This is a genomic window from Brevibacillus choshinensis (genome assembly GCF_001420695.1).
GTDB classification, from domain to species: Bacteria; Bacillota; Bacilli; order Brevibacillales; family Brevibacillaceae; genus Brevibacillus; species Brevibacillus choshinensis.
Window position 1 is genome coordinate 1 of the sequence record NZ_LJJB01000007.1, and the last position, 21439, is coordinate 21439.

The 21439-nt window shown below is 48.5% G+C and carries 19 protein-coding genes and 1 pseudogene; 15 read left to right on the forward strand and 5 right to left on the reverse strand.

Translation table 11 applies throughout. The features are described from left to right. Positions 1 to 198: 198 nt before the first annotated feature. Positions 199 to 348, reverse strand: coding sequence for a hypothetical protein (locus AN963_RS31740; RefSeq protein ID WP_236707839.1), 150 nt, complete (start codon positions 346 to 348; stop codon positions 199 to 201). Between the two features lie 181 nt (positions 349 to 529). Here AN963_RS31740 and AN963_RS00035 point away from each other — a divergent pair, with 181 nt between their 5' ends. The 4 genes from AN963_RS00035 (at position 530) to AN963_RS00050 (ending at position 3563) form a co-directional block, all read left to right on the forward strand. Continuing rightward, entirely contained in the window at positions 530 to 985 is a 456-nt protein-coding gene (locus AN963_RS00035) for a hypothetical protein (protein ID WP_055742535.1), read from the forward strand. A 68-nt stretch (positions 986 to 1053) separates the two neighbouring features. Next, positions 1054 to 2259 carry a sensor histidine kinase gene (locus tag AN963_RS00040; RefSeq protein ID WP_055742536.1) on the forward strand — a complete coding sequence of 402 codons (1206 nt, stop codon included), beginning with the start codon at positions 1054 to 1056 and terminating at the stop codon, positions 2257 to 2259. After that, complete coding sequence (locus tag AN963_RS00045) at positions 2256 to 2909, forward strand: response regulator transcription factor (RefSeq protein ID WP_055742537.1); 654 nt, start codon at positions 2256 to 2258, stop codon at positions 2907 to 2909. The genes AN963_RS00040 and AN963_RS00045 overlap by 4 nt, the downstream gene beginning before the upstream one ends. Positions 2910 to 3371: 462 nt before the next feature. Then, positions 3372 to 3563, forward strand: a complete 192-nt coding sequence (locus AN963_RS00050; protein WP_055742538.1) for a hypothetical protein — start codon at positions 3372 to 3374, stop codon at positions 3561 to 3563. A 72-nt stretch (positions 3564 to 3635) separates the two neighbouring features. Here the strand turns inward: AN963_RS00050 and AN963_RS00055 are convergent, their stop codons facing one another. Together AN963_RS00055 and AN963_RS00060 are read right to left on the reverse strand one after the other, a co-directional pair. Then, complete coding sequence (locus AN963_RS00055) at positions 3636 to 4865, reverse strand: cation:proton antiporter (protein WP_055742539.1); 1230 nt, start codon at positions 4863 to 4865, stop codon at positions 3636 to 3638. Position 4866: 1 nt separating this feature from the next. Beyond that, positions 4867 to 5364, reverse strand: a complete 498-nt coding sequence (locus AN963_RS00060; RefSeq protein ID WP_055742540.1) for a cation:proton antiporter regulatory subunit — start codon at positions 5362 to 5364, stop codon at positions 4867 to 4869. Between the two features lie 313 nt (positions 5365 to 5677). Between AN963_RS00060 and AN963_RS00065 the strand changes: the two genes are divergently transcribed. Both AN963_RS00065 and AN963_RS00070 read left to right on the forward strand, forming a co-directional pair. Further along, the gene (locus AN963_RS00065; protein WP_055742541.1) at positions 5678 to 5932 is read left to right on the forward strand and encodes a hypothetical protein; all 255 of its coding nucleotides are present in this window, start codon (positions 5678 to 5680) and stop codon (positions 5930 to 5932) included. 324 nt (positions 5933 to 6256) lie between these two features. Continuing rightward, positions 6257 to 7768 (forward strand): annotated as a pseudogene (locus AN963_RS00070) (malate:quinone oxidoreductase); the annotation flags it as partial. A gap of 158 nt (positions 7769 to 7926) precedes the next feature. On the opposite strand, the gene AN963_RS00075 reads toward AN963_RS00070, so the two are convergent. Next, entirely contained in the window at positions 7927 to 9183 is a 1257-nt protein-coding gene (locus tag AN963_RS00075) for a dicarboxylate/amino acid:cation symporter (RefSeq protein WP_055742543.1), read from the reverse strand. 262 nt (positions 9184 to 9445) lie between these two features. On the opposite strand from AN963_RS00075, the gene AN963_RS00080 reads away from it, so the two are divergent. The 3 genes from AN963_RS00080 to AN963_RS00090 all read left to right on the forward strand — a co-directional run bounded on the left by AN963_RS00080 (position 9446) and on the right by AN963_RS00090 (position 12469). Then, entirely contained in the window at positions 9446 to 10189 is a 744-nt protein-coding gene (locus tag AN963_RS00080) for a stalk domain-containing protein (RefSeq protein ID WP_055742544.1), read from the forward strand. A 191-nt stretch (positions 10190 to 10380) separates the two neighbouring features. Further along, the gene (locus AN963_RS00085) at positions 10381 to 11070 is read left to right on the forward strand and encodes a response regulator transcription factor (RefSeq protein WP_055742545.1); all 690 of its coding nucleotides are present in this window, start codon (positions 10381 to 10383) and stop codon (positions 11068 to 11070) included. Beyond that, entirely contained in the window at positions 11051 to 12469 is a 1419-nt protein-coding gene (locus AN963_RS00090; RefSeq protein WP_083496735.1) for a HAMP domain-containing sensor histidine kinase, read from the forward strand. Before AN963_RS00085 ends, AN963_RS00090 begins: the two co-directional genes overlap by 20 nt. Positions 12470 to 12539: 70 nt before the next feature. Here the strand turns inward: AN963_RS00090 and AN963_RS00095 are convergent, their stop codons facing one another. Next, on the reverse strand, positions 12540 to 13589 hold the full coding sequence (locus tag AN963_RS00095; RefSeq protein ID WP_055742547.1) for a DctP family TRAP transporter solute-binding subunit: 1050 nt from the start codon (positions 13587 to 13589) through the stop codon (positions 12540 to 12542). Between the two features lie 125 nt (positions 13590 to 13714). Here AN963_RS00095 and AN963_RS00100 point away from each other — a divergent pair, with 125 nt between their 5' ends. From AN963_RS00100 to AN963_RS00125, 6 genes are all read left to right on the forward strand, one after another. Next, positions 13715 to 15286 (forward strand): ATP-binding protein, encoded by a 1572-nt coding sequence (locus tag AN963_RS00100; protein WP_055744384.1) that lies wholly within the window; start codon positions 13715 to 13717, stop codon positions 15284 to 15286. Continuing rightward, positions 15283 to 15999, forward strand: coding sequence for a response regulator (locus AN963_RS00105; protein ID WP_269084357.1), 717 nt, complete (start codon positions 15283 to 15285; stop codon positions 15997 to 15999). Before AN963_RS00100 ends, AN963_RS00105 begins: the two co-directional genes overlap by 4 nt. An 18-nt stretch (positions 16000 to 16017) precedes the next feature. Then, positions 16018 to 17388 (forward strand): sigma-54 interaction domain-containing protein, encoded by a 1371-nt coding sequence (locus AN963_RS00110; protein ID WP_055742548.1) that lies wholly within the window; start codon positions 16018 to 16020, stop codon positions 17386 to 17388. A 167-nt stretch (positions 17389 to 17555) separates the two neighbouring features. Further along, the gene (locus AN963_RS00115; protein ID WP_152985633.1) at positions 17556 to 19205 is read left to right on the forward strand and encodes a peptide ABC transporter substrate-binding protein; all 1650 of its coding nucleotides are present in this window, start codon (positions 17556 to 17558) and stop codon (positions 19203 to 19205) included. A 14-nt stretch (positions 19206 to 19219) separates the two neighbouring features. Continuing rightward, positions 19220 to 20149, forward strand: coding sequence for a S66 peptidase family protein (locus AN963_RS00120; protein WP_055742550.1), 930 nt, complete (start codon positions 19220 to 19222; stop codon positions 20147 to 20149). Continuing rightward, positions 20146 to 21360, forward strand: a complete 1215-nt coding sequence (locus tag AN963_RS00125) for a M20 metallopeptidase family protein (protein ID WP_055742551.1) — start codon at positions 20146 to 20148, stop codon at positions 21358 to 21360. The genes AN963_RS00120 and AN963_RS00125 overlap by 4 nt, the downstream gene beginning before the upstream one ends. Positions 21361 to 21439 lie beyond the last annotated feature (79 nt).

The following is a 21439-nucleotide window of genomic DNA, read 5'->3' on the forward strand; positions in this document are numbered from 1 at the left end:
TATAACAATTAAACATAAACACGTTTAATGAAAAATGTTGACATCCTATTAGCTGGTTTAGCGTAATGATCCTGCAAGTCTAAAACTTTATTTTCTCTGAACATCAATTCCATTACTTTTTGTGCAGTTTCCCGGTATCGTGTTAATGTTGGAGTAGCCACATCTTCAATTTTAAAAATAACCCCTTGCTCTTGGTGGTCAGCGGTCAAACCAACCGATAAAATGTTTCAGGTCGCTTGCGTATTCCTTTAACGTTTTGGGATTCAAATCTTCGTGAGTAGTGAGAGCCTGAATAAAGTCCTGAATCGTCTGCTCGCCCTGTTCCGAAATCTCGGTCGTCTCTCTCATTAGCTAAGCCCCTATCAGAAAACATCGTCTGACTTTCTTCAATATTTGATCGAGCGTATAACAAAATCTCAAAAAAACGGTCCAATCAGCCAGATGAATGTTGCCTGAATGGGTGACGTGAGTTGAACCCGCATTTTTTATAATTATCCTCATCATGATGAATGGGATGGTGGATGATAAAATGGCAGATCCACAATTGGCTTATTTTGTGTTGGTTGCGATTATAGTAGCTTTAGTTCAGCTTAGAGAAAGACGGGTACGGGGCTGGACATTATGGATCATCCCCCTGTTGCTTACCGTGGCAACCATTCAAGATGTGGTGGTCATATGGTATGACTCTGTACTTGCGCCTATCATTTTAATACTAGGATTTGGCGCGGGTTTGTTCCTGGGGGTCGTTCGGGGAAAAATGACCCATATTCGAAAAAATCCTGAAACGGGCAAATGGACAATGAAAGGCTCGTGGGGTGCTTATCTGATGTGGATTGCCGTGTTCGGAGCGGGGATCGTTACAAAGTCAATGGATAATAATATTCATCTCATCAGAGGTTTTCTACTGATGGCCAGTTTAGGCGCTGTTGTGATGAGAAGAATTTGGATATTTACTATTTATAAAAGATCTACGGCAAAAAAATAGGACCGCGATGAAGCCATCGGAAGGCTTGAGGCCTTGAAGCATTAAAGATCTTGGCCGGGAGTGATAACATGAAATCGCAAATCTGCGACAAAAATATAATTGTCTACGCTGAGAAGATTACGACACTACTAATTAACACTTATATAATCATTTCTTATTTATTCTGTACGACGTTGAGCCTCAAGGCGATGTGGGTATTAATACTCTTCGGAATTTTAGGCGTTCTGCAGATAGGACTTCATAAGGATGTTTACACTCGGAAATCCCTGCTGCTGATCAGTATGGAAGCGATATTAATTGTAGTGTTGTACGTATCCGTCGTCATCCAAGTTCCCCAAGTGGTGCTGTTATTTTTACCGCTAATTTTTTGGTGCAGTCGAATCCTTCCGCTAAAATACAGTCTTATTGCTTTAACGGCATTATTTTTCCTTGCCCTCATAGCTGGTCACGTCGCAGGCGTTCCTCTCGATATTTCATTTGTAGTATTAAATCCGACGCTGCTGCTTGCTTATTTTCCGGGATGGATTATCCGTCAGGAGAGAAACAATTCGATTCAGACGCAAAAAATGCTCGATCGAATTCACAAACAACAATCCGAATTGGAAAAAGCCCATATCGAGCTCATCAAATATACGATGGATGCCGAGGAACATGCCGTGATCAAGGAACGAAGCAGAATGGCAGGGGAAATCCATGACACGATCGGGCATTCCTTAACCTCCATTATTCGCGGTCTGGATGCATGCCGCGAGCTGATTCGCAACAAGCCGAATGAAGCCGACTCCTTCTTGTTTGCCATACGGAGCATCGCCAAGGAAGGGCTGGAAGACATCAGGCGTTCCGTTCGATCTGGGCAAGATATGGAGAAATGGTTTTTAGACAAAGATTGGCATTCTATACTCGAACGGTTTGCGCATCAGGTCACCCAGGGGACAGGGATTTCGCTACGTTTTTTGACACCAATTGAAATCCCGATCAACACCAGATATGCTGCCTTTCAGTGCATGAAGGAAGCTGTAACTAACGCCATTCGTCATGGCCACGCAACCGATATTTCGTTTAACCAAAGAGACACTCCTTCGCAATTCATCGTAGAAATTACAAATAATGGTCTGGTGCCCCAACTGCCCCTAACCCATGGTGTTGGTCTATGTCAGATGAGCACCCGTATGCAGAATACAGGCGGTAAAGTTGAATACACAGTGAATAACAATACTTTTCAAATCGCACTATCATGGCCTAAAGGTGTAAGAAGGGAGGTAAGTACGGGGTGAGTCCAAAGTATCGTATTGTGGTTGCAGATGATCAAACGCTGATTCGCAGCAGTTTGGTCGTCGTGTTGGAAAATCAACACGATATCGAGATCGCAGGTCAAGCTGTCAATGGACATGAGGCGATTGTTCTCGCCGCAGAAACTCAACCGCATTTGATTTTAATGGACATCCGAATGCCGGTGGTCGACGGTATCGAAGCTACCCGACGGATCCTTTCAGAGTTTCCTGACATCAAAATTGTCGCTTTGACAACTTTTGAAGAGGATGAATTGATCGAAAGCTGCATGTCTGCTGGAGCTGTCGGGTATTTACTCAAAGATTTGACGTCGGAAGAATTGATTAGCTCTATCCGCTTGATTCGTGCCGGTGGGTCGATCATGCCCACTTCATATGTGAAGCGCTGGGGAAGGAAAATTGGATCGGAACCGGTACATCACAGAGAAGAGAAAGCTGACGTCCATTTAACCGAACGGGAACGAGAGGAACTGCACCTGTTAATGGAAGGCTGCAGCAATAAAGAAATGGCAGGAAGAATGTACGTAAGCGAGACTACGATTAAGAACCACCTCTCCAGCATATTTGCTAAAATGGAGGTTCGGGATCGAACGCAAGCGGTGATTTTTGCCATTCAGAACGTTCTAGTCAACTAGCACATTTTCTCATACTTTAAACAACAGATAAAGAAACCAAGCCGAATAACAAATCAGATCGGCCCGTGTCCACTTTCTCGTGGGGGTCCATTGGTTATCCGGCCGTGGCCTGAGTCCAAAATCGTCGCGGCCCTTTTTCCAAAAATGGATACTATCCCAAGAGATATAACGGGCATTAGTCCCCCCATCCACATAACGCTTGTATTTCCCATGACTTAGCCGATTCTTCTGCGGAGATTAGATCAAAGTCGATCGCTACATTCTGCTTCAAATTACTATTTTCGCCTGGCGATAAAGAAGAGCCGGTGAAAGAAAAATCTCCATTTGTATGAAGCCTCTCGTAGTAGCGAGTGCGGGCATCATTAAACCTGATTTCCTTTATGCCCTCATTGAGACCATCCTTCACCGGGACAATCGAAGCATGAAATAACGCATTATCGATCTGCGCATGAGGCAGCCAAGGTGCTTGGCCACAACGAGCTGGTCGGGTATTTTTTGCCTTATAAGATCGTCGTCTATGCGGATCAGAGTCATGTCCATAGCGGCTTTCCCAGACCCAGTGCGCTCATCGGGTTTCTGGAACAATACGGACTCACTACAATCGCAGAAGATATTGAAAAAACATTGATTCGTGTCATCGAGCAGTCGAAGTGAGAGGCACGCCGGAAAAGAGCAACCGACAGCGGAGAGACAGGCTGTCGGTTTTTTGTTTATTTCATGGAGGAATCAAGTATTTGGATTGTTTTTCGTCTGTTTGGCTGTGGCCATTTTGTCCATCGGGAGGAATTTGCCTAAAAAGCCGTAAATATGCTTGGATTCTTTGGTTAGCAAAGGTCCCAAAATGGCCAGAATGAGCACGTAGAGCGCTGCAAACGGCTGGAGGATTTCCATGAGTGCACCGGCTTTTCCCAGATTGGCCATGATGATGGAGAACTCACCGCGAGAAACAATCGTCAAACCGATGTTGGTGGAAGCCTTGGAGGACAGTCCTGCGCTTCTTCCGGCGAGCAGTCCGGCAGCCACATTACCGATGATGGTGACGATCACCGCGGCAATGGAGAGCCACACCGCACCTCCCAGAGACAGAGGGTCGATGGTCAGGCCGAAGCTGAAAAAGAACATAGCCCCGAAGAAATCGCGAAACGGCAGAATCATGTGCTCGATTCGCTTCATATGCTGGGTTTCTGCCAGCACGAGTCCCACCAACAAGGCACCGATTGCTTCCGCTACATGGATGGTCTCGGAAAAGCCCGCAATCAGGAACAGGGCAGAGAAGACGGTGATCATAAAGACTTCATTGGATTTGATATTTAAGGCGCGGTTGAGGAAAGGTACGGCTTTGCGCCCGACGATAATGATGAGAAGCATGTAACCGAGTGCGATCAGGGCGGAACTGAGAACCCCCATGAGGGAGGTGGCTCCGCTCAAGACGAGACCAGACACGATGGAGATGTAGACGGCCAAAAATATGTCTTCGAACATGATGATCCCCAAGATCATCTCTGTTTCGCGGTTTGCTGTACGTTTGAGATCCACCAGGACTTTTGCCACGATGGCGCTGGACGAGATTGTCGTGATTCCAGCGATGATGAGGACTTCTTTCAGGGGAAAACCTGCAGCCCAACCAAACAGAAGGCCCAGGGTAAAGTTGATCACAATGTAAATCGTACCGCCTACGGCAATCGAGCGACCTGCTTTAATCAGGCGGCCTACAGAAAACTCGAGTCCCAGATAAAATAACAGGAAAAGCACACCGACCCTGCCCATGAATTCAATAAGCGGGGCACTCTGGATAAATCGAAGGTCAAACAAGCCGATATCAGGAGCATGCGGGCCAACGACCATTCCGACTAAGATGTAAAAAGGTACAATGGAGAATTTAAGTTTGATCGAGAGGAAGCCGGCCAGCGCAATCAAGGCGAGAGCGAGACCGACTTCAAAAACAATGTGCTCCAAATCACTCACCCCCTGTGCTAAATGTAGATTTTAGCGCCTTCACCTGCTTCCGTTCGCCTGCAACGACCAAAGTAGCCCCTGCTTGGAGAACATAATCCGGACCGGGATTGATGGTTTGCTTGTGGTCCTTTTCGATAATGGCAATAATGGTTGCCCCAGTTTCTTGCCGAATGTTGATTTCACCGATCGTTTTTCCCATGCAAGCGGCCCCGGATTCAAGTTTGTACCATTCGATGACGAGCTTATCCAACGCGACTTCTACGGTTTCTAGCGCAGATGGTTTATACGTCAATCCGCCAACAATCGCTGAGATTTGTCTCGCTTCATCGTCATCGAGAGTTACCATGGAGATCATCTCGTCTGGATCATCCTTGTCAAAGTGAAACAACTCTCTGCGTCCGTCGTCGTGAATAATGATGACGAGTTTGTCGCCACCTCTTGTTTCTACTTGGTATTTCCTTCCGATCCCCGGCAAGTCTGACTCTCTGATCGAAGACATGCGCAACCTCCTTTAGCAGTGTGTTTGACCTACAAGTAATAAATATTTGGAATGTGCCCCATTCCAGTGCTATTTTAGTAATGTCCTCCTTTTTTAAAGATGTACTTGTCGACAAACATATTACGATATAATTATATACTAATGACGACACAAATGCTCGAAAATGAAACATTTACATTAAAAATTGACACATATTTTTGCGCAGAAAGGAATTTATACGATTCCTATCCAGCATATTCGCAACTAAGGCGAGACTCGTGCCCATTGGGTACAAAAGGCTGGCGCAGCCAAGTTTTCTAAAGGGTGATCACGAATGGCAAACAAACAGTATCGTTTGACGGAAGCAGAATGGCATTTTATACAGGAAATGCGGGACATGGACATGGAGGGAATCCTGGATATCGTCATCGCGTTGCGCAGTGAGGTCAGAGAGCTGGAGAAAAAGGCGGAGCTCGTGCGCGAGAAGCAGCGAGAATGCTGGGAGCGGGAATATGAACAGGTGCAAAAGCGGGTAGACCAGTTACGGCAGTTTGAACAGGAGATTCGCAATACGTGGCCACAGGAGTAGTGAAGAGGTAAAAAACCGGCAATCCCGTCGTGTGCGGGACTGCCGGTTTTGGGTTGGACGTCATCCACTCCTGCAAGTAGCCGGGTTAACGTCTTGATTTTAGTGAATTGCTAGGATTATTCGGACGGTTTCCCATTTCTTACCTGATTACTGAAATTTACCGGATTTAAAATAATCGCAAATATTTTATTCTATAAATAATAGTGATACACTAGTATCAGGTTTTAATTGATCCAGAAAAGGTGTGTGACTAGTCACACGCTGGCTTGCTATGGAGCCTAAGTAGGAGCCCTACATCTTTTCTTAAAATATGAGAGCGTTAGGACGGTAAAAATGAGTAACAGACAAACTAAAACAGACGTTATCTTAATTGGTGCCGGAATCATGAGTGCGACTTTAGGGTCGATGTTGAAAGAATTAGTACCAGACTGGGAAATTACAGTGTTTGAGAGGCTTGCAAACGCAGGTGAGGAAAGCTCTAACGAATGGAATAATGCGGGAACGGGGCATGCCGCACTATGCGAGCTTAACTACACAAGCGAAAAGCCGGACGGATCCGTAGATATTAGCAAAGCGATTAAAATTAATGAACAGTTTCAGGTTTCAAAGCAGTTTTGGTCTTATCTTGTAAACAGCAAGCTGATCAGTAATCCACACGACTTTATTATGCCATTGCCTCATGTGAGTTTAGTACAAGGGGAAAATGATGTAACGTTTTTAAAGAAACGGTTTGAAGCGATGTCAAACAATCCTCTGTTTCAAGGAATGGAATTTTCTGATGACCCTGAAAAACTGATGGAATGGCTCCCGCTTGTTATGACAGACCGTACATCGAATGAGCCGATAGCGGCAACCAAAATCGACTCTGGAACAGATGTCAACTTTGGTGCTTTAACACGCATGTTGTTTGACCACTTAAAGAGTAAAAATGTCGAAATAAACTACGGACATAGTGTGGATGATATTACACGCACTAGCGACGGCTCGTGGGAATTGAAAGTGAAGAATTTGAATAGCGGTAGCGTCGAACGCCACACGGCAAAATTCGTCTTTATCGGCGGCGGAGGCGGAAGCCTGCATTTACTGCAAAAATCGGGTATTCCTGAAGGGAAGCATATTGGCGGATTCCCAGTAAGCGGGATATTTATGGTATGTAATAATCCGGATGTTGTAGCGCAACATCATGCAAAAGTATACGGTAAAGCTAAAGTTGGTGCTCCGCCAATGTCTGTTCCGCATCTTGACACACGATTTATCGACAATAAAAAATCGTTACTATTTGGACCATTTGCAGGCTTCTCTCCAAAGTTCTTAAAAACGGGTTCCATGTTCGATTTAGTCACTTCCGTAAAACCGAATAATGTCTTAACGATGTTGGCGGCAGGCGCAAAAGAAATGTCATTGACAAAATACCTGATCCAGCAAGTGATGTTATCGAAAGAACAACGCATGGAAGAGTTACGCGAGTTTATCCCGAACGCGAAAAGCGAGGATTGGGATTTAGTCGTAGCGGGCCAGCGTGTACAAGTTATCAAGGATACAGAAGCAGGCGGCAAAGGAACGCTTCAATTTGGTACGGAAGTGATTACTGCCGCTGATGGCTCGATTGCAGCTTTACTGGGCGCTTCTCCGGGTGCTTCTACCGCCGTTTCCGTCATGCTTGACTTAATGAAAAAATGCTTCCCGCAACATGTAGATGCGTGGGAACCGAAAATCAAAGAAATGATTCCTTCTTATGGCCTGTCACTATTGAAAGAGCCAGAGCTTATCCACGAAATTCATTCTTCAACAGCGCGCTCGCTTGGTCTGAACAGTGAGCTGGCACTCGTCAAGTAGATAGTACAAGCGGCCTTTGTCCTGAACTCCATGGGACTGAGGCCGTTTACCTTTGCCTGCAATCTTTCGTAACTGGGATATGCTTATGTAGAGATGTTACTGAACCAAAAAAGAAGCCTTTTTATGCAGAGGCTTCTTTTTCTATAAATGCGCGAGCATTAAGCCGTAACAGGTTCAGATTCAGCATTTGCTTTTTCAGGATGGAATTCATTCTCCTGCTTGGCAATGACTACGGCTGCTACGCCGTTTCCGATCAGATTGGTAATGGCGCGTGCTTCGGACATGAAACGGTCAACCCCGAGGAGCAGGGCAATGCCTTCTACTGGAATCATCGGGAATGCTGCCAGCGTCGCTGCGAGTGTGATAAATCCTGATCCTGTCACACCGGCGGCTCCTTTGGAGGTAATCATCAAGATCCCGAGCAATGTCAGCTGTTGCCAGATGCTCAGATCGACTCCGTAGGCTTGAGCAATAAACATCGCGGCCATGGATAGATAGATCGAGGTTCCATCGAGATTAAACGAATAGCCCGTCGGCACAACTAGACCGACAACAGATTTAGAGCACCCGTACTTTTCCAGACGGTCCATCATACGTGGCAGGGCAGATTCGGAAGACGAAGTACCCAGAACCAGGAGAATTTCTTCCCGAATGTATTTGATAAACGAGAAAATGCTGAATTTATAGTAGCGAGCGATACTTCCCAGAATGAAGACAATGAACAGGAACATCGTGATGTAGACAGCGGTCATGAGCAGGCCGAGTCTGGTGAGAGAGCCGATTCCGAATTTGCCGATGGTATAGGACATGGCACCAAAAGCGGCAATCGGGGACACTTTCATGATCATGTTTACGACTCCGAAGAAACCGTGAGTCAGCTTGTCAAACAGCTTGATGACGGGCTGAGAAGCTGGGCCCATCGCAGCGAGGGAGAGGCCGAACAGGACTGCGAAGAACAAGATCGGCAGCAGCTCGCCTTTTGCCATCGCACCTACTACGTTATCCGGGATGATGGCTACGAAAAAGTCGATGAAGCCATGGTTGCTTTCCGCAGCAGCTGTTGTGTACTTTGATACGTCGCCACCAGTCAGGCCGGTCTTGTCAAATCCTGCGCCCGGTTTGATCAGGTTCACAACGAGCAATCCGATCGCCAGCGCTATCGTGGTAACGATTTCAAAATAAATGAGAGCTTTGCCACCGATTTTTCCAACCTTTTTCATATCGCCCATACCGGCAATTCCGTTTACGACGGTAAAGAAGACGATAGGTGGGATGACCATTTTAATCAATTTCACAAATACATCGGCCAACACTTTTAGTTCTGCACCGAATTTTGGAGCAAAATGACCGACGATGATTCCTAGAATGATGGCAATAACCACTTGCACGGTCAGGTTTTTAAAATTGATCCGCATTTGACCTCTTCCTCTCTGTATGGATGAAAGCGCTTCACTTGTATAGTTGGCATTGTATAGAATGGCACAGCGATTTGATAGAATACGGTCATATTGGTTGTTTTGGTCTTTTTGGTCTTGCTAGCTCGATTGCAAATGTGGCGTAAATTTCCAAATAAAAATGTCCGCATTGACATACTCTCGACATGAACCGTAGGTAAAGTAGAAATTGTACATAGACGTACGTTTGGCAATTCACAACCGGGAGAATGGAGGATGTACCATGTTTAAAAAACAGTATCTGGCGGTTGCATCTGCTGTGGTTCTGACAGTAGGACTGTTTCCAGCAAGCTCCGATGCACAAGTAGCAAAGAAGAATTTGTCAGCCACCTACAACAACATCAAGGTCCTGTATAATGGCAACCAAGTTTCTACAACGATCGAACCTTTCATTGTGAACGGAACGACGTATATTCCTCTTCGCATGATGGCAGGAGTATTCAACAAGGACATTAACTGGGACGGCACCAACTACACGATCAACGTGAAAGACCAGGCTGACCCAGGCTACGAAGCTCAGTTGTCTGCAAAAGATGCTGAGATCAAAAGACTTCAGGACAAAATCAATGATCTGAACAACGAAATCGACGACCTGAATGACGAGCTGGATGATAATGACAGCAGCAGTGATGACTTCGATAATGATCTTTCAGATCTGGAAGATACTCTGAACGATGATTATGGCGACTACGAAGATCTGGAGTGGGACATCACGCTTGATGGCGACGAAGATGAGATCGAAGTAGAAATCGCGATCGATTTTGACGATTATGAAGATGATTTCAACGATCTGAGTGAGAAAAAACTCAAAACATTGGTTGAAGATATCGTAAATGACATCTGGGATGAATTTGATGATGCAGATGTAACCGGTGTTATCATCGACAGCAGCTCCGATGATGAGCAGTACGACTTCGAAGGCGATAGCTCCGACGAGACGATCACTTTCGACGGCGACGAAATCTAATAACGAACACCCAAAAAGCCTTGCTCCCTACCAAATGGGAAAGCAAGGCTTTTTTCCTATTTCCAAAAAGAGCAAATCCACATATAAAAAATAAGAGGTAAACTGATAGTATAGAAATAGAGATAGGCGATACACAAAAGGTGATCGCGATTGGGGAATGATGATATGTCGATCAGTCAGGAACGTCTTCCATGAAAAGCATACTATTGGTAGAGGATGAACTCGTAATATCGCGGGTATTAAAGGTTTATTTGCAAAAAGCAAATTACCAGGTGTGGCAGGCTGTCGATGGGCTTGAGGCGATACAGCTATTTGATGAAAAGAAACCAGACTTAGTGCTGTTGGATGTGATGCTGCCGGAGCGTAATGGCTGGGAAATCCTACAGTACATACGGGAAAAGAGCGCCTGTCCGGTCATTATGATCACTGCCCTGGGGCAAACCGATCAAAAGCTGATGGGATTGAATGAGGGTGCCGATGATTACATCACGAAGCCATTTGTGGCAGAAGAGGTCGTCGCTCGCGTCAATGCAGTGCTGAGGCGGTCAGCGATCTTGATCAAAGACCAAGAAACTCGGATCTACGGCAGCCTAAAAATCAATTTTCAATCACACAACGTGACGCTGCATGGTCTTGAAGTGCTGTTCCATCCCCGAGATCTGTCCTTGCTGCTGTTTTTGGCGCAAAATCCGAATCAGACCTTTACTCGGGATCAGCTAATCGACCAGGTATGGGGAATGGATTACGGTGGCAGCGATCGTGCAGTAGACCTAGCGATCAAGCGAATTCGAAAAACGTTGGAAAACTGGCCGCCATCCGAAGGGGAGATCAAGACCTTACGAGGGGTGGGATATCAGTTCTGTGTTTACAAAAAACAGTGAACCCGTCTCTCTTCTCCGCTACTGGACCGTCCGTTACCTGATTACCCTCTGTTGTGGGCTGGTCATTATCGGCATCGTCTCCGCCTATTGGATCAAATATGCTGCGACGGAAAAAGAGCTGGAAGTGACACGGCTATTTGCAGAAGAGGTAGCTGACCGTGTCGTAGATGACGACGGAAATATGCTCGTGGGCAATACACTGCACCAGATCCTGGACAATCGGCGCAAATTCATGGGCGTAGATCGGAACTTGCTGTTGTTTATCAAGGATCAAAAAGGAGAGCTGATCTATAGTCGGCCAGGACAGCTGCCGCCGCCGATTCAGAAAGATTTGGACAAGCTTTTGGGCGAGGCAGAGCGAGCAGACAAAGTAAAGCTACCGAACGGAGACCTTCAATACGTAGTCAAAAAAGATTTGGAATATAATGACAAAATCACAGGGAAGGTCATCCTGCTCTTTCCTGAGACCGATATCAAGGTCGGCAAGGAAGAGCTACAGTACTTGGTGATCATGCTGGGGAGTCTGGGCATGTTGGGCTGGGCAGTGATCTATTTCCACTCCCGCCGCTTGTCAGAGCCGATCCAGAACGTGGTCTTGGCAGCCCGACAGATCGTAGAAGGCAACTATGACGTCCCCATCCATCAACCGATCAAGGAACGGGAAATTCATGAGCTGGTCTATACGTTCAAAGAGATGGCGGACCGGTTGCGTCAATTGGAAAGCATGCGTACCGAGCTGTTGGCGGGCGTCACGCATGAATTGAAAACGCCTGTAACTTCTATCAGCGGCCTCGTTCAAGCGATTAATGATCAGGTCGTATCAGGTGAGGAAGAAAAAGAGTTTCTGGAGATTTGCCTGAAGGAGACGAGGCGGCTGCAGAACATGGTAGAAGACTTGCTTGATTTCAATTCGTTTGCTGTGGGAGCCATAGCCGTTACGCAAGAAGAGCAAAATTTGAACAAGCTCATTCGCGAAATTGCTTCCCAGTGGAAAATCGTGCACGATCAGGACACGGTCTCCCTGTATACGAATATTCCTGAAAAACAGACAACCGTATATGTTGACCCAGGTCGAGTCCAGCAAATTTTGATCAACCTGTTAAACAATGCGAGACAGGCTATCGGTGCAGGCGGGAAAATTGAGCTGGAGCTGTATGAAACGCCGGCAGATATGCGCATCGACGTAACGGATAACGGTCAAGGAATTCCTAGAGATGAGCAATCGCTGATCTTTGAGCGGTTTTTTCGGGGAAGCAACAAGAAAGACAAGGTCCGGGGTTTAGGACTTGGCTTGTCCTTTTCACGGATGATCGCGAAGGCTTTGGGTGGCGAGCTCGTGCTCAAGGAAAGTACAGAGGATGGCTCTACCTTTACCCTGATCCTGCCGAAATCGGCGTAAATAAAATAAATAGCCTGACCTTCATCCGTACGTGCGGAGTTCGGGTCAGGCTATTGGATCAGGAGCAGCTTCACCGAGCCTGGTGAAGCTCATTGATTTTATCCATGAGTGGTTTCCCGATGCTGGGAGCGAACTTGTCGTAAACTGGCTGCAGCGCTTGCCGCCAGGCTGTCCGTTCCTCCTGTGTCTGCTCGTGGATGTCTATCGTGTCCATTTCTTTGAGCTTCTCCAACTGATTTTCGTTCATGGAGACAGAAAGCGCATTGTTGAACCGGGTCGCTTCGGCCAGTGCTTCTTCAATATCTCTTTGGATGTCGGCGGGGAGCTTGTTCCAGAACTCTTGGTTCATGATGACTACATAGCCCAAATAGTTATGGTTGCTGATCGTCATGTTCGTCTGGACCTGATACAGCCGCTTGGTATACACATTGGAAATCGTGTTTTCCTCGCCGTCTACTTCTCCATTGGCGAGCATGCTATACAGATCGTTGAACGAAGAGCCGACGGGAAGCGCACGCAAGGTCCGAAATTGTTCGTCCAGCACCTTGCTGGGGATGATCCGAATCCGCTGTCCCTTGAAATCATTCGGCATGAGGATGGGGCGATTCGCAGTAATCTGTTTGAAGCCATTCCCCCAATAAGCCATTCCCTTCATGTTCGATTGATCCAGGGCAGCGAACAGCATCCGCCCGATTTCACCTTGAAAAACGTTTTCTACGTCTTGCTGATCGCGAAATACATAAGGTAACTCCAGAAGTGCCCACTGGGGAATGGTACCGGATAGATGGGAGAAGGCAGGAGCGATCATCTGAATCTCCCCGTTCATCAGCGCAGGAATCTCCGTTTTTTCCGTATGCAGGGTGCTGTTCGCAAAGACTTGCACCTCCACACGCCCATTTGTTTTTGTTTTCACCAGTTGGGCAAAGCGATCGACTGCCAGACCTTTTGGTGTGTTTTCGGCTACGACGTGACTAAATTTAATCACAATGCGCTCTGAGAGCTTCTCCTGCTCCTCATCATAGCCCCATTGTGTGAGAGAAAGGTCTGGACCGAATCCGATCGCTACGGCACTAACGAGACCAAGAAGGACGAACAGAGCGATGCTTGCAAAAGGTTTCATAGATGACACCCGCTTACCATCAGTTGATTTGCTGGGAGTACTGTAACAAAATATAGAATAGCAAGCAATCACAGCCGGAAGGAAGAGCCTTTTTGTTCAAACGCTTGAAAATTAAATGGAAAATTATGCTACTCTCCATCGGCATCGTCTTGTTTTCCCTCTTGATCGGCGGTCTGATCATCGTAGGTGGAGTCATTCGGATATCAGAGAAACAGCTGGGCCAACGTCTGATGACCACTGCTCGTACCGTAGCGGAAATACCGCTCGTTCAAAAAAGCATACAAGAACCAGGGGGCTGGACGACGATCAGTCCGACTGCCCGGAGGCTGAGAATCGTCAATGACGTGACCTACATCGTGGTGCTGAACAAGGACCGGATTCGCTACTCCGACCCGTTGGACGAGAGGATCGGAACTGTCTTTCGGGATCCGGCAGTGGAGGCGGCGTATGCTGAGCATTCGTATTTGCAAAAAGTGAAGGGCGAGCTGGGGACGGCTCTGCGTGCATACGTGCCCATCATGGACGATCAGCATCAGCAGGTCGGGGTCGTGCTCGTGGGGCGTGTCATGCCTGGTGTCTGGGAAATCATGCAAGAGGAGCGAGGCAATATCGCTATTACGTTTTTTCTCTCCCTCTTGTTTGGCGTATGGGGCTCGTATCAGCTGGCGCGCCATATGAAAAAGCAGATGCTGAATCTGGAGCCAGATGAAATTGCCCGGATTCTCGTGGAGCGGACGGCGACTTTCCACGCCATGCACGAAGGGGTGATCGCGATAGACAATGGGGAGCGGATCACCATTTTTAATGATCGCGCCAAGCAGATATTCGGCCTTGATGAGGACCTAGAAGTACTGGGCAAGCCAATACGCTCTGTGCTTCACGACACGCGACTGCCGGAAGTACTGGAGCTGCAAAAAAACTTCACGAATACGGAGATCCATGTGGAGAATACGCTCCTCTGGTCGAACCGGTTTTTGATCAAAGTCGAGAACAAGGTAGTAGGAGCGCTGGCGATCTTTCAAGACCGCACCGAGGTAGCGCGGATGGCGGAGGAACTGACAGGTGTCAAAGAATTTGTCGGAGCGTTGCGGGTGCAAAATCACGAGCACATGAACAAGCTCCATACGATCGCGGGACTACTTCAGCTCCAGCAGCACGAAAAAGCACTCGCCTATTTATTTGAAATCAATGACCAGCAGGAGGAGCTGACGTCCTTTTTGACCACACAGATCGCGGACGAAAATGTGTCAGGGCTCTTGCTCGGCAAGGTGAGCCGCGGTAGAGAACTTGGCATCCGTGTGACGATCGATCGGATGAGCCATCTGGAACAGTTTCCCCCTTATATGGACCACCACAACTTCGTATTGATCTTAGGCAATCTCATTGAGAACGCATTTGACTCCCTGGAAAAGAGTGGGGGAGCAGACAAGGAAATTACCATCAGCATTGAACAGGACAGCGAGGTTTGCTCCTTGCTTGTAGAGGACAACGGGATCGGGATGGATGAGGAAACGCGAGCTCGTATGCTAGAGAGAGGGTTTTCGACCAAGGAACGGGAGCATCGAGGACTCGGGTTGTTTTTAGTACATCAGCTGGTGAAAAAGGGTGGAGGCGAGCTCGTCTGCCACTCCAGACCCACAGAGGGAGCAAGTTTTCTCATTACGTTTCCCATGAAGGAGGTGGACGAGTCAAAGTGAATGACTTCATTCGAGTGGTCGTCATCGAGGACGATCCGATGGTGCAGGAGATCAACACACAGTTTATCGAGCGCGTCCCAGGCTTTCAGGTCGTGGGTGTCGCAGCCAATGGCGCTGAGGGCGTCAAGCTGGTCGCGGAGCTGATTCCCGATCTGGTCATGATGGATGTGTTCATGCCTGTGCAGGACGGGATCAAGGCGTTGGTCGAGCTGCGAGTCAGAGATCAGGCGGTCGATGTCATCGTGATTACAGCAGCCAAGGACAAGCCTACGATTCAGTCCATGCTGCGAAATGGAGCGATGGATTACATCATCAAGCCCTTTGCGTTTGAACGAATTCAGCAGTCTCTCGAATCTTATCGGCAGTATCGTCAGCAAATCGCTTTGGACGGCACAGCGTCACAGGAAGAGGTCGACCAGCTATTATTCCGCAAATCCATTGAAAAGCCGAGCAAGCCAGTCGAGCCGGTCCGAGAAACAGAAGCATTGCCCAAGGGATTGCACGCTGTTACACTGGATCAAATAGAACGTCACTTGGAGAAAGAAAATAAGTCTCTTTCGGCTGAAGAAGTGGCTGAGCGGGTCGGGATTGCCAGAGTGACGGCCAGACGCTATCTGGACTATCTCGAAAAGGTGGGAAAGGTGCGGCTGGATGTCAGCTATGGTGGAATCGGCAGACCCACGAATCGGTACATGCGAGTTCTCAAAAAATAGTCGGGAGGTGAGCGTCAGTTGATCGATTATGAAGCCGTTTTGGGTTCATTGTTCGACATCGTACACGTCACGGATGCACAAGGCAAAACGCTCTACTGCTCGAAAGGGTATGGGGAATATTTCGGAATCAACCCGGAGGAAATGATGGGGAAGCCGATCGAGGATTTTTATCATAAGGGCTATTTTTCCCCTACGATTACGATGCGGGTGATCCGTGACAAAAAGAAAGTACAGACCATCCAGACGACCAAGCAAAACCGGAAGCTCTTTGTGGAAGGAACGCCGATCTGGGATCAAGAAGGCAACTTCAGTGGTGTAGTCAATACGTCGATCGACATCACGGATGAGGAAAAGCTTCAGCAGGAGCTGAATGAAATTAAGTACATCGGGACACTTTACCAAAGTGAAATCACCAAGGAGAGAGGCAGGAAAAAAGGGAACACCTGCCTGATCTACCGCAGCACCTCCATGCAGCAGGTAACAGCCATGGCGGAAAAGCTGGCGCAAGTAGAGTCTTCAATGATATTGCTGGGTGAATCGGGTGTCGGCAAAGGTGTGCTAGCCAAGTACATTCATGAATGCAGCCCGCGAACGGACAAGCCTTTTGTGCATATTAACTGTGGAGCCATCCCTGAAACACTTCTGGAGTCGGAGTTGTTCGGCTACGAGAAAGGTGCTTTCACCGGAGCTGACAAGGACGGCAAGTCTGGGCTGATTGAAAAGGCAAACGGAGGTACGCTTTTTTTAGATGAAATTGGTGAGCTGCCGCTCAATTTACAGGTAAAGCTGCTGACGGTCTTGCAGGATAAGATGATCACACCCGTGGGTAGCTCCACTTCGAGAAAAGTGGACGTAAAGCTCATCACCGCGACGAACAAAAACTTGCGTCAGATGGTGAGGGAAGGGAAGTTCCGCGAAGATTTGTACTACCGGATTCACGTCGTGCCGCTGGAAATCCCGCCGCTGAGAGAGCGTAGAGAAGAAATACCTGTCCTTATCCACTACTTTCGGGGCGTCTTTTGTGAGAGATACAGTCTCGACAGACAGCTCAGCGACGTCTGCTATCGCATCTTGGAGGAATACGACTGGCCCGGAAATGTGCGAGAACTGGAAAACGTGGTGGAGCGTCTGGTGGTCACTTCGCATGATGAACTCATCACCCCTGCGCAGATTCCCCGCTATATTCACAATCAAGAGGGCAGTGCCAACAATGGGGTAAAGGTAGATCGGGTCATGCAGATGCAGGATGCGATGGAGGAAGTGGAGCGACAGCTGATGCAGCGCGCTTTTGACCTTCACAAGACGTCAATCAAGGTTGCAGAAGCACTAGGGATCAGTCAGCCATCAGCGAGTCGCAAACTGCGAAAGTGGGTATTCCCTCGTGAATAAATGCTATTCACTACGGAATAGAGAGAAATCACAAGGAGTAAGCGGATTTGGTGATTGTGTATGCGTGGCTGAATAGAGGTTGGGCTGATTATGCGGATTACAGCTTGGCACTGTTTTTGCAAAATTGAAACAGTAATCTGGTAAAGGGGCACTTCGATTTGAAAAAGATGGTTACTGCCTTAATCAGTTCCTTGCTTGTTGCAGGAAGTTTGTTATCCGCCTGTAGTAGCGGAGGGAACAGTGCTACTCCAGCGAACTCCTCTCCGTCCAATCAGTCTGCAGGAGCAACGACACCAGCTCCAGCCTCTGAACCGGCAAAAGGTGAACCACAGGTGCTGCATCTAAACATGGAGGAACCAGCTACTCTCGATCCGACTTTTTCGGAAGACACGACCTCAGGTGCAGTCATCCGCGCGATCTATGACGGTCTCACACGTCTGGATGAAAACGGGAATGCGATCAACTCACTCGCATCTGACATGAAGCTCTCCGACGACAAGCTCACGTACACGTTTACACTGCGTGATGCGAAATGGTCAAATGGCGATCCGGTCACGGCCCAGGATTTTGAATTTGCCTGGAAGTATGCCCTGGATCCCAAAACAGGCTCACCAGCCTCGTACAATTACTATGCGATCAAAAATGGACAAGCGTTCACCTCTAGCAAGGCAAAGGCAGAAGATGTGGGTGTAAAGGCGTTAGATGAAAAGACGCTGCAAGTAACCATGGAGCACCCTACGCCATTTTTCCCAACTCTCGCTTCGTTCCTGCCCCCCATCAACAAAAAGGTGGTAGAGGCGAATCCGAAATGGGCGAATGATCCCAAGACATTGGTCAGCAACGGACCGTTCAAATTGGAGACGTGGGAGCATAAAAATAAAATCGTCCTGGTGAAAAACGATACGTACTGGGAGAAAGATGTCGTCAAGCTGGATCGCATCGAGTTTTCCATGATCTCGGATACCAACACCGAGCTGTCGATGTTCCAAAACGGCGATCTGGACTGGGCTGGCGGTCCGATCAGCGGGTTGCCTGTCGATGCAGTGTCACCGCTGAAGCAGGAAGGAAAGCTGTTGACCAAGCCGAAAGCGACCTCCTATTACATTCGCTTTAATGCCGAACGACCTCCATTTACGAACGTCAAAGTGCGGAAGGCATTTGCCTATGCAATCAACCGTCAGGAAATTGCTGACAACATCGGTCAGGCTGGTCAAACGCCATTGATGGGAATTACACCGATCACCGCGAGCCTCAAGCCAGAAGGGTTTTTTGCGGATAACCAACCAGATGAAGCGAAAAAGCTGTTGGCGGAGGGCATGAAAGAGCTCGGTATTACGAAGCTACCGCCAATCACGTATCTCTACAACACCTCGGACCGCAACAAAGCGATAGCGGAGACGCTGCAAGCTACGTGGAAAAACGTGCTGGGAGTCGACGTCAAGCTGCTCAACAAAGAAACCAAGGTCTATCTGGATGACCAGGAGCAAGGCAAGTTCGAAATCACCCGCTCCAGCTGGACCGCCGATTACAACGACTCCATCAACTTCTTGCAAAAATTCGTAGAGAAGTACAGCTCTTCCAACATCACGCGCTGGCACAGTCCGAAATACACGGAGCTGATCCAGAAGTCGTATGTAGAGAAAGATCCAGAGAAACGAAAACAAATCCTGTTGGAAGCAGAAACACTGCTGATGGATGAGATGCCGCTCACAGGGCTGTTCAGCGACGTGAACGCCTGGGTACAAAACGACAAAGTAAAAGGCGTCCGGATCGATCCGCTCAGCAAAGTTGATTTTAAATGGGCCTATAAGGAATAGAGGAGAAATGCGGGATGAACAAAGGAAAAGCATTGCGGGCAGGAGATACCATCGGACTGGTTGCCACTTCGAGTCCTGCGACGGAGGAAGTTCTTCTAAAATCAATTGCTGGCCTAGAAGCATATGGCTTCAAGGTAAAGGTCGGTGGAGCATGCCGGGAAACGTATGGGGGGTACCTCGCGGGGACGCCACAGCAACGTGCGTATGAGCTGAATGCGATGTTCGCGGATGATGAAGTAGACGGTATTATGTGCATGCGGGGTGGCTACGGTGCCCCGCAAATTCTCACGATGCTCGATTACGACTGCATCGCCCAAAACCCCAAGCTGTTCATTGGATACAGCGACATCACGGCGCTACATACGGCAATCGGACAGCAGTCTGGTCTGGCTACGTTGCATGGGCCGATGGCGACTTCAGACATCGCCCACAATATGAACGGCTGGACCGAACAGTACTTGCTGCGTGCGATGACGCGTCCAGAACCGTTGGGCCCGATCATCAATCCCCCAGGGGAAGAGATGGTTTGTCTGGTGGAGGGAGAAGTGTCTGGACAGGTCGTGGGTGGCAATCTGGCGCTCGTCGCCGCTTTGATGGGGACGCCATATGAGGTCGACACCAGAGGGAAGCTCTTGTTTCTGGAGGACATCGATGAAGAGCCTTACCGGATCGATCGCATGCTGACGCAATTGGCACTAGGCGGCTTGTTTGACGATTGCGCAGGTGTCATCATCGGGACATGGACAGATTGCGAGCCGAAAAAACGGGATGGCTTCACCGTGTGGGACGTCTTCCAGAACATCGTTGTTCCTTATCAAAAGCCAACCATTTGGAATGTTCAGATTGGACATGGGACTACCAATATGGCACTGCCGCTCGGAGTGGAAGCGCGCCTGGATGCGACTGGCTGCCAGTTGACGATTGAGGAGAGTGTGACGGTATGAGTACGGAACAAACAGATCGCATCTGGCGCCAGGCTCAGGAGATCTTGCCATGGCTCTCAGAGGTTCGGCGTGACTTTCACCAATACCCCGAGTTTGGCATGGAGGAGTTCCGGACGCAGGAGCAAATCATTCGCTATTTAGACGAAATGGGGATTCCTCATTTCAAATCGGCTGGCACAGGGGTCGTAGGAATCATCCAAGGAGCCTCTCCAGGAGCCACAGTAGCACTGCGCGGGGATATGGATGCTTTGCCGATCGATGAGGGGAACGATACAGAATACCGTTCGAAAATTGCTGGGAAGATGCATGCGTGTGGACATGACGCCCACATGACTTGCCTGCTGGGTGCAGCGCGAATCTTGAATGCGTCCAAGCAGGAGCTGGCAGGGACAGTCAAACTGTTCTTTCAGCCGGCGGAAGAGACAGTGGGGGGCGCTTTGCCGATGATCCAGGAAGGCGTCCTGGAAAATCCACGCGTGGAAGCGGTGTTTGGTCTGCATGTGTCTCCTGATCTGCCAGTTGGGAAGATTGCGGTAAAATACGGTCAGATGAATGCTTCCTCAGATGACCTATACATCACCGTCCGCGGAGAAAACGGTCATGGAGCGTACCCGCATAAAGGACGTGATGCCATCGTCATCGCTGCACATGTAATCACTGCGTTGCAGACAATCGTTAGCCGCAATGTGGATCCACGTGAGGCTGCGGTCATAACATTGGGTGTCATCTCCGGCGGGACAGCAGCCAATATCTTGGCGCAGGAAGTAAAGCTGACGGGAACGATCCGAACGCTGGATAAACACGTCCGTGCTTTTGTTAAAGAACGGGTACGCGAGGTGGCTGAGCTCACTGCGCGCAGTCTCGGAGGCGAGGCAGAGGTGGTACTGGATGAGAGCTACACCTCGCTCGTCAACGACAAAGCGATGGTCGACCAGGTAAAGCGCTGTGGGGAAACCATGCTAGGATCGGAAAACGTGCGAGTAAACGAATATCCGATGATGGGAGTGGAGGATTTTGCTTTCTTCGCCGAGCACGTTCCTGGCGCCTTTTACCATCTCGGTGTGCGCAATGAGGAAACCGGGTGCATCTACCCAGTCCATCACCCTCGCTTTGATTTGGATGAACGCAGCCTGGCGGTTGGAGCAGCCATGCAGGCATTTAATGCCATGACCTTTTTGCAAGAGCGAGCGTTGAGTATGCAGGCGGAATAGTAATCTGTTCATGACGGTACACAGGGTATAGCGGGCGACTCACGGCGGCACACTACAGACGATCTACCTATTCCCATGA

What these genes read in the sequence shown, in the direction of transcription:
- AN963_RS00075 (WP_055742543.1), bottom strand. Translation starts at nt 9,183, where the DNA reads ATGCGGATCAATTTTAAAAACCTGACCGTGCAAGTGGTTATTGCCATC.
- AN963_RS00095 (WP_055742547.1), bottom strand. Translation starts at nt 13,589, where the DNA reads ATGAAACCTTTTGCAAGCATCGCTCTGTTCGTCCTTCTTGGTCTCGTT.
- AN963_RS00080 (WP_055742544.1), top strand. Translation starts at nt 9,446, where the DNA reads ATGTTTAAAAAACAGTATCTGGCGGTTGCATCTGCTGTGGTTCTGACA.
- AN963_RS00085 (WP_055742545.1), top strand. Translation starts at nt 10,381, where the DNA reads ATGAAAAGCATACTATTGGTAGAGGATGAACTCGTAATATCGCGGGTA.
- AN963_RS31740 (WP_236707839.1), bottom strand. Translation starts at nt 348, where the DNA reads ATGAGAGAGACGACCGAGATTTCGGAACAGGGCGAGCAGACGATTCAG.
- AN963_RS00035 (WP_055742535.1), top strand. Translation starts at nt 530, where the DNA reads ATGGCAGATCCACAATTGGCTTATTTTGTGTTGGTTGCGATTATAGTA.
- AN963_RS00060 (WP_055742540.1), bottom strand. Translation starts at nt 5,364, where the DNA reads ATGTCTTCGATCAGAGAGTCAGACTTGCCGGGGATCGGAAGGAAATAC.
- AN963_RS00100 (WP_055744384.1), top strand. Translation starts at nt 13,715, where the DNA reads ATGCTACTCTCCATCGGCATCGTCTTGTTTTCCCTCTTGATCGGCGGT.
- AN963_RS00115 (WP_152985633.1), top strand. Translation starts at nt 17,556, where the DNA reads ATGGTTACTGCCTTAATCAGTTCCTTGCTTGTTGCAGGAAGTTTGTTA.
- AN963_RS00120 (WP_055742550.1), top strand. Translation starts at nt 19,220, where the DNA reads ATGAACAAAGGAAAAGCATTGCGGGCAGGAGATACCATCGGACTGGTT.
- AN963_RS00125 (WP_055742551.1), top strand. Translation starts at nt 20,146, where the DNA reads ATGAGTACGGAACAAACAGATCGCATCTGGCGCCAGGCTCAGGAGATC.
- AN963_RS00065 (WP_055742541.1), top strand. Translation starts at nt 5,678, where the DNA reads ATGGCAAACAAACAGTATCGTTTGACGGAAGCAGAATGGCATTTTATA.
- AN963_RS00040 (WP_055742536.1), top strand. Translation starts at nt 1,054, where the DNA reads ATGAAATCGCAAATCTGCGACAAAAATATAATTGTCTACGCTGAGAAG.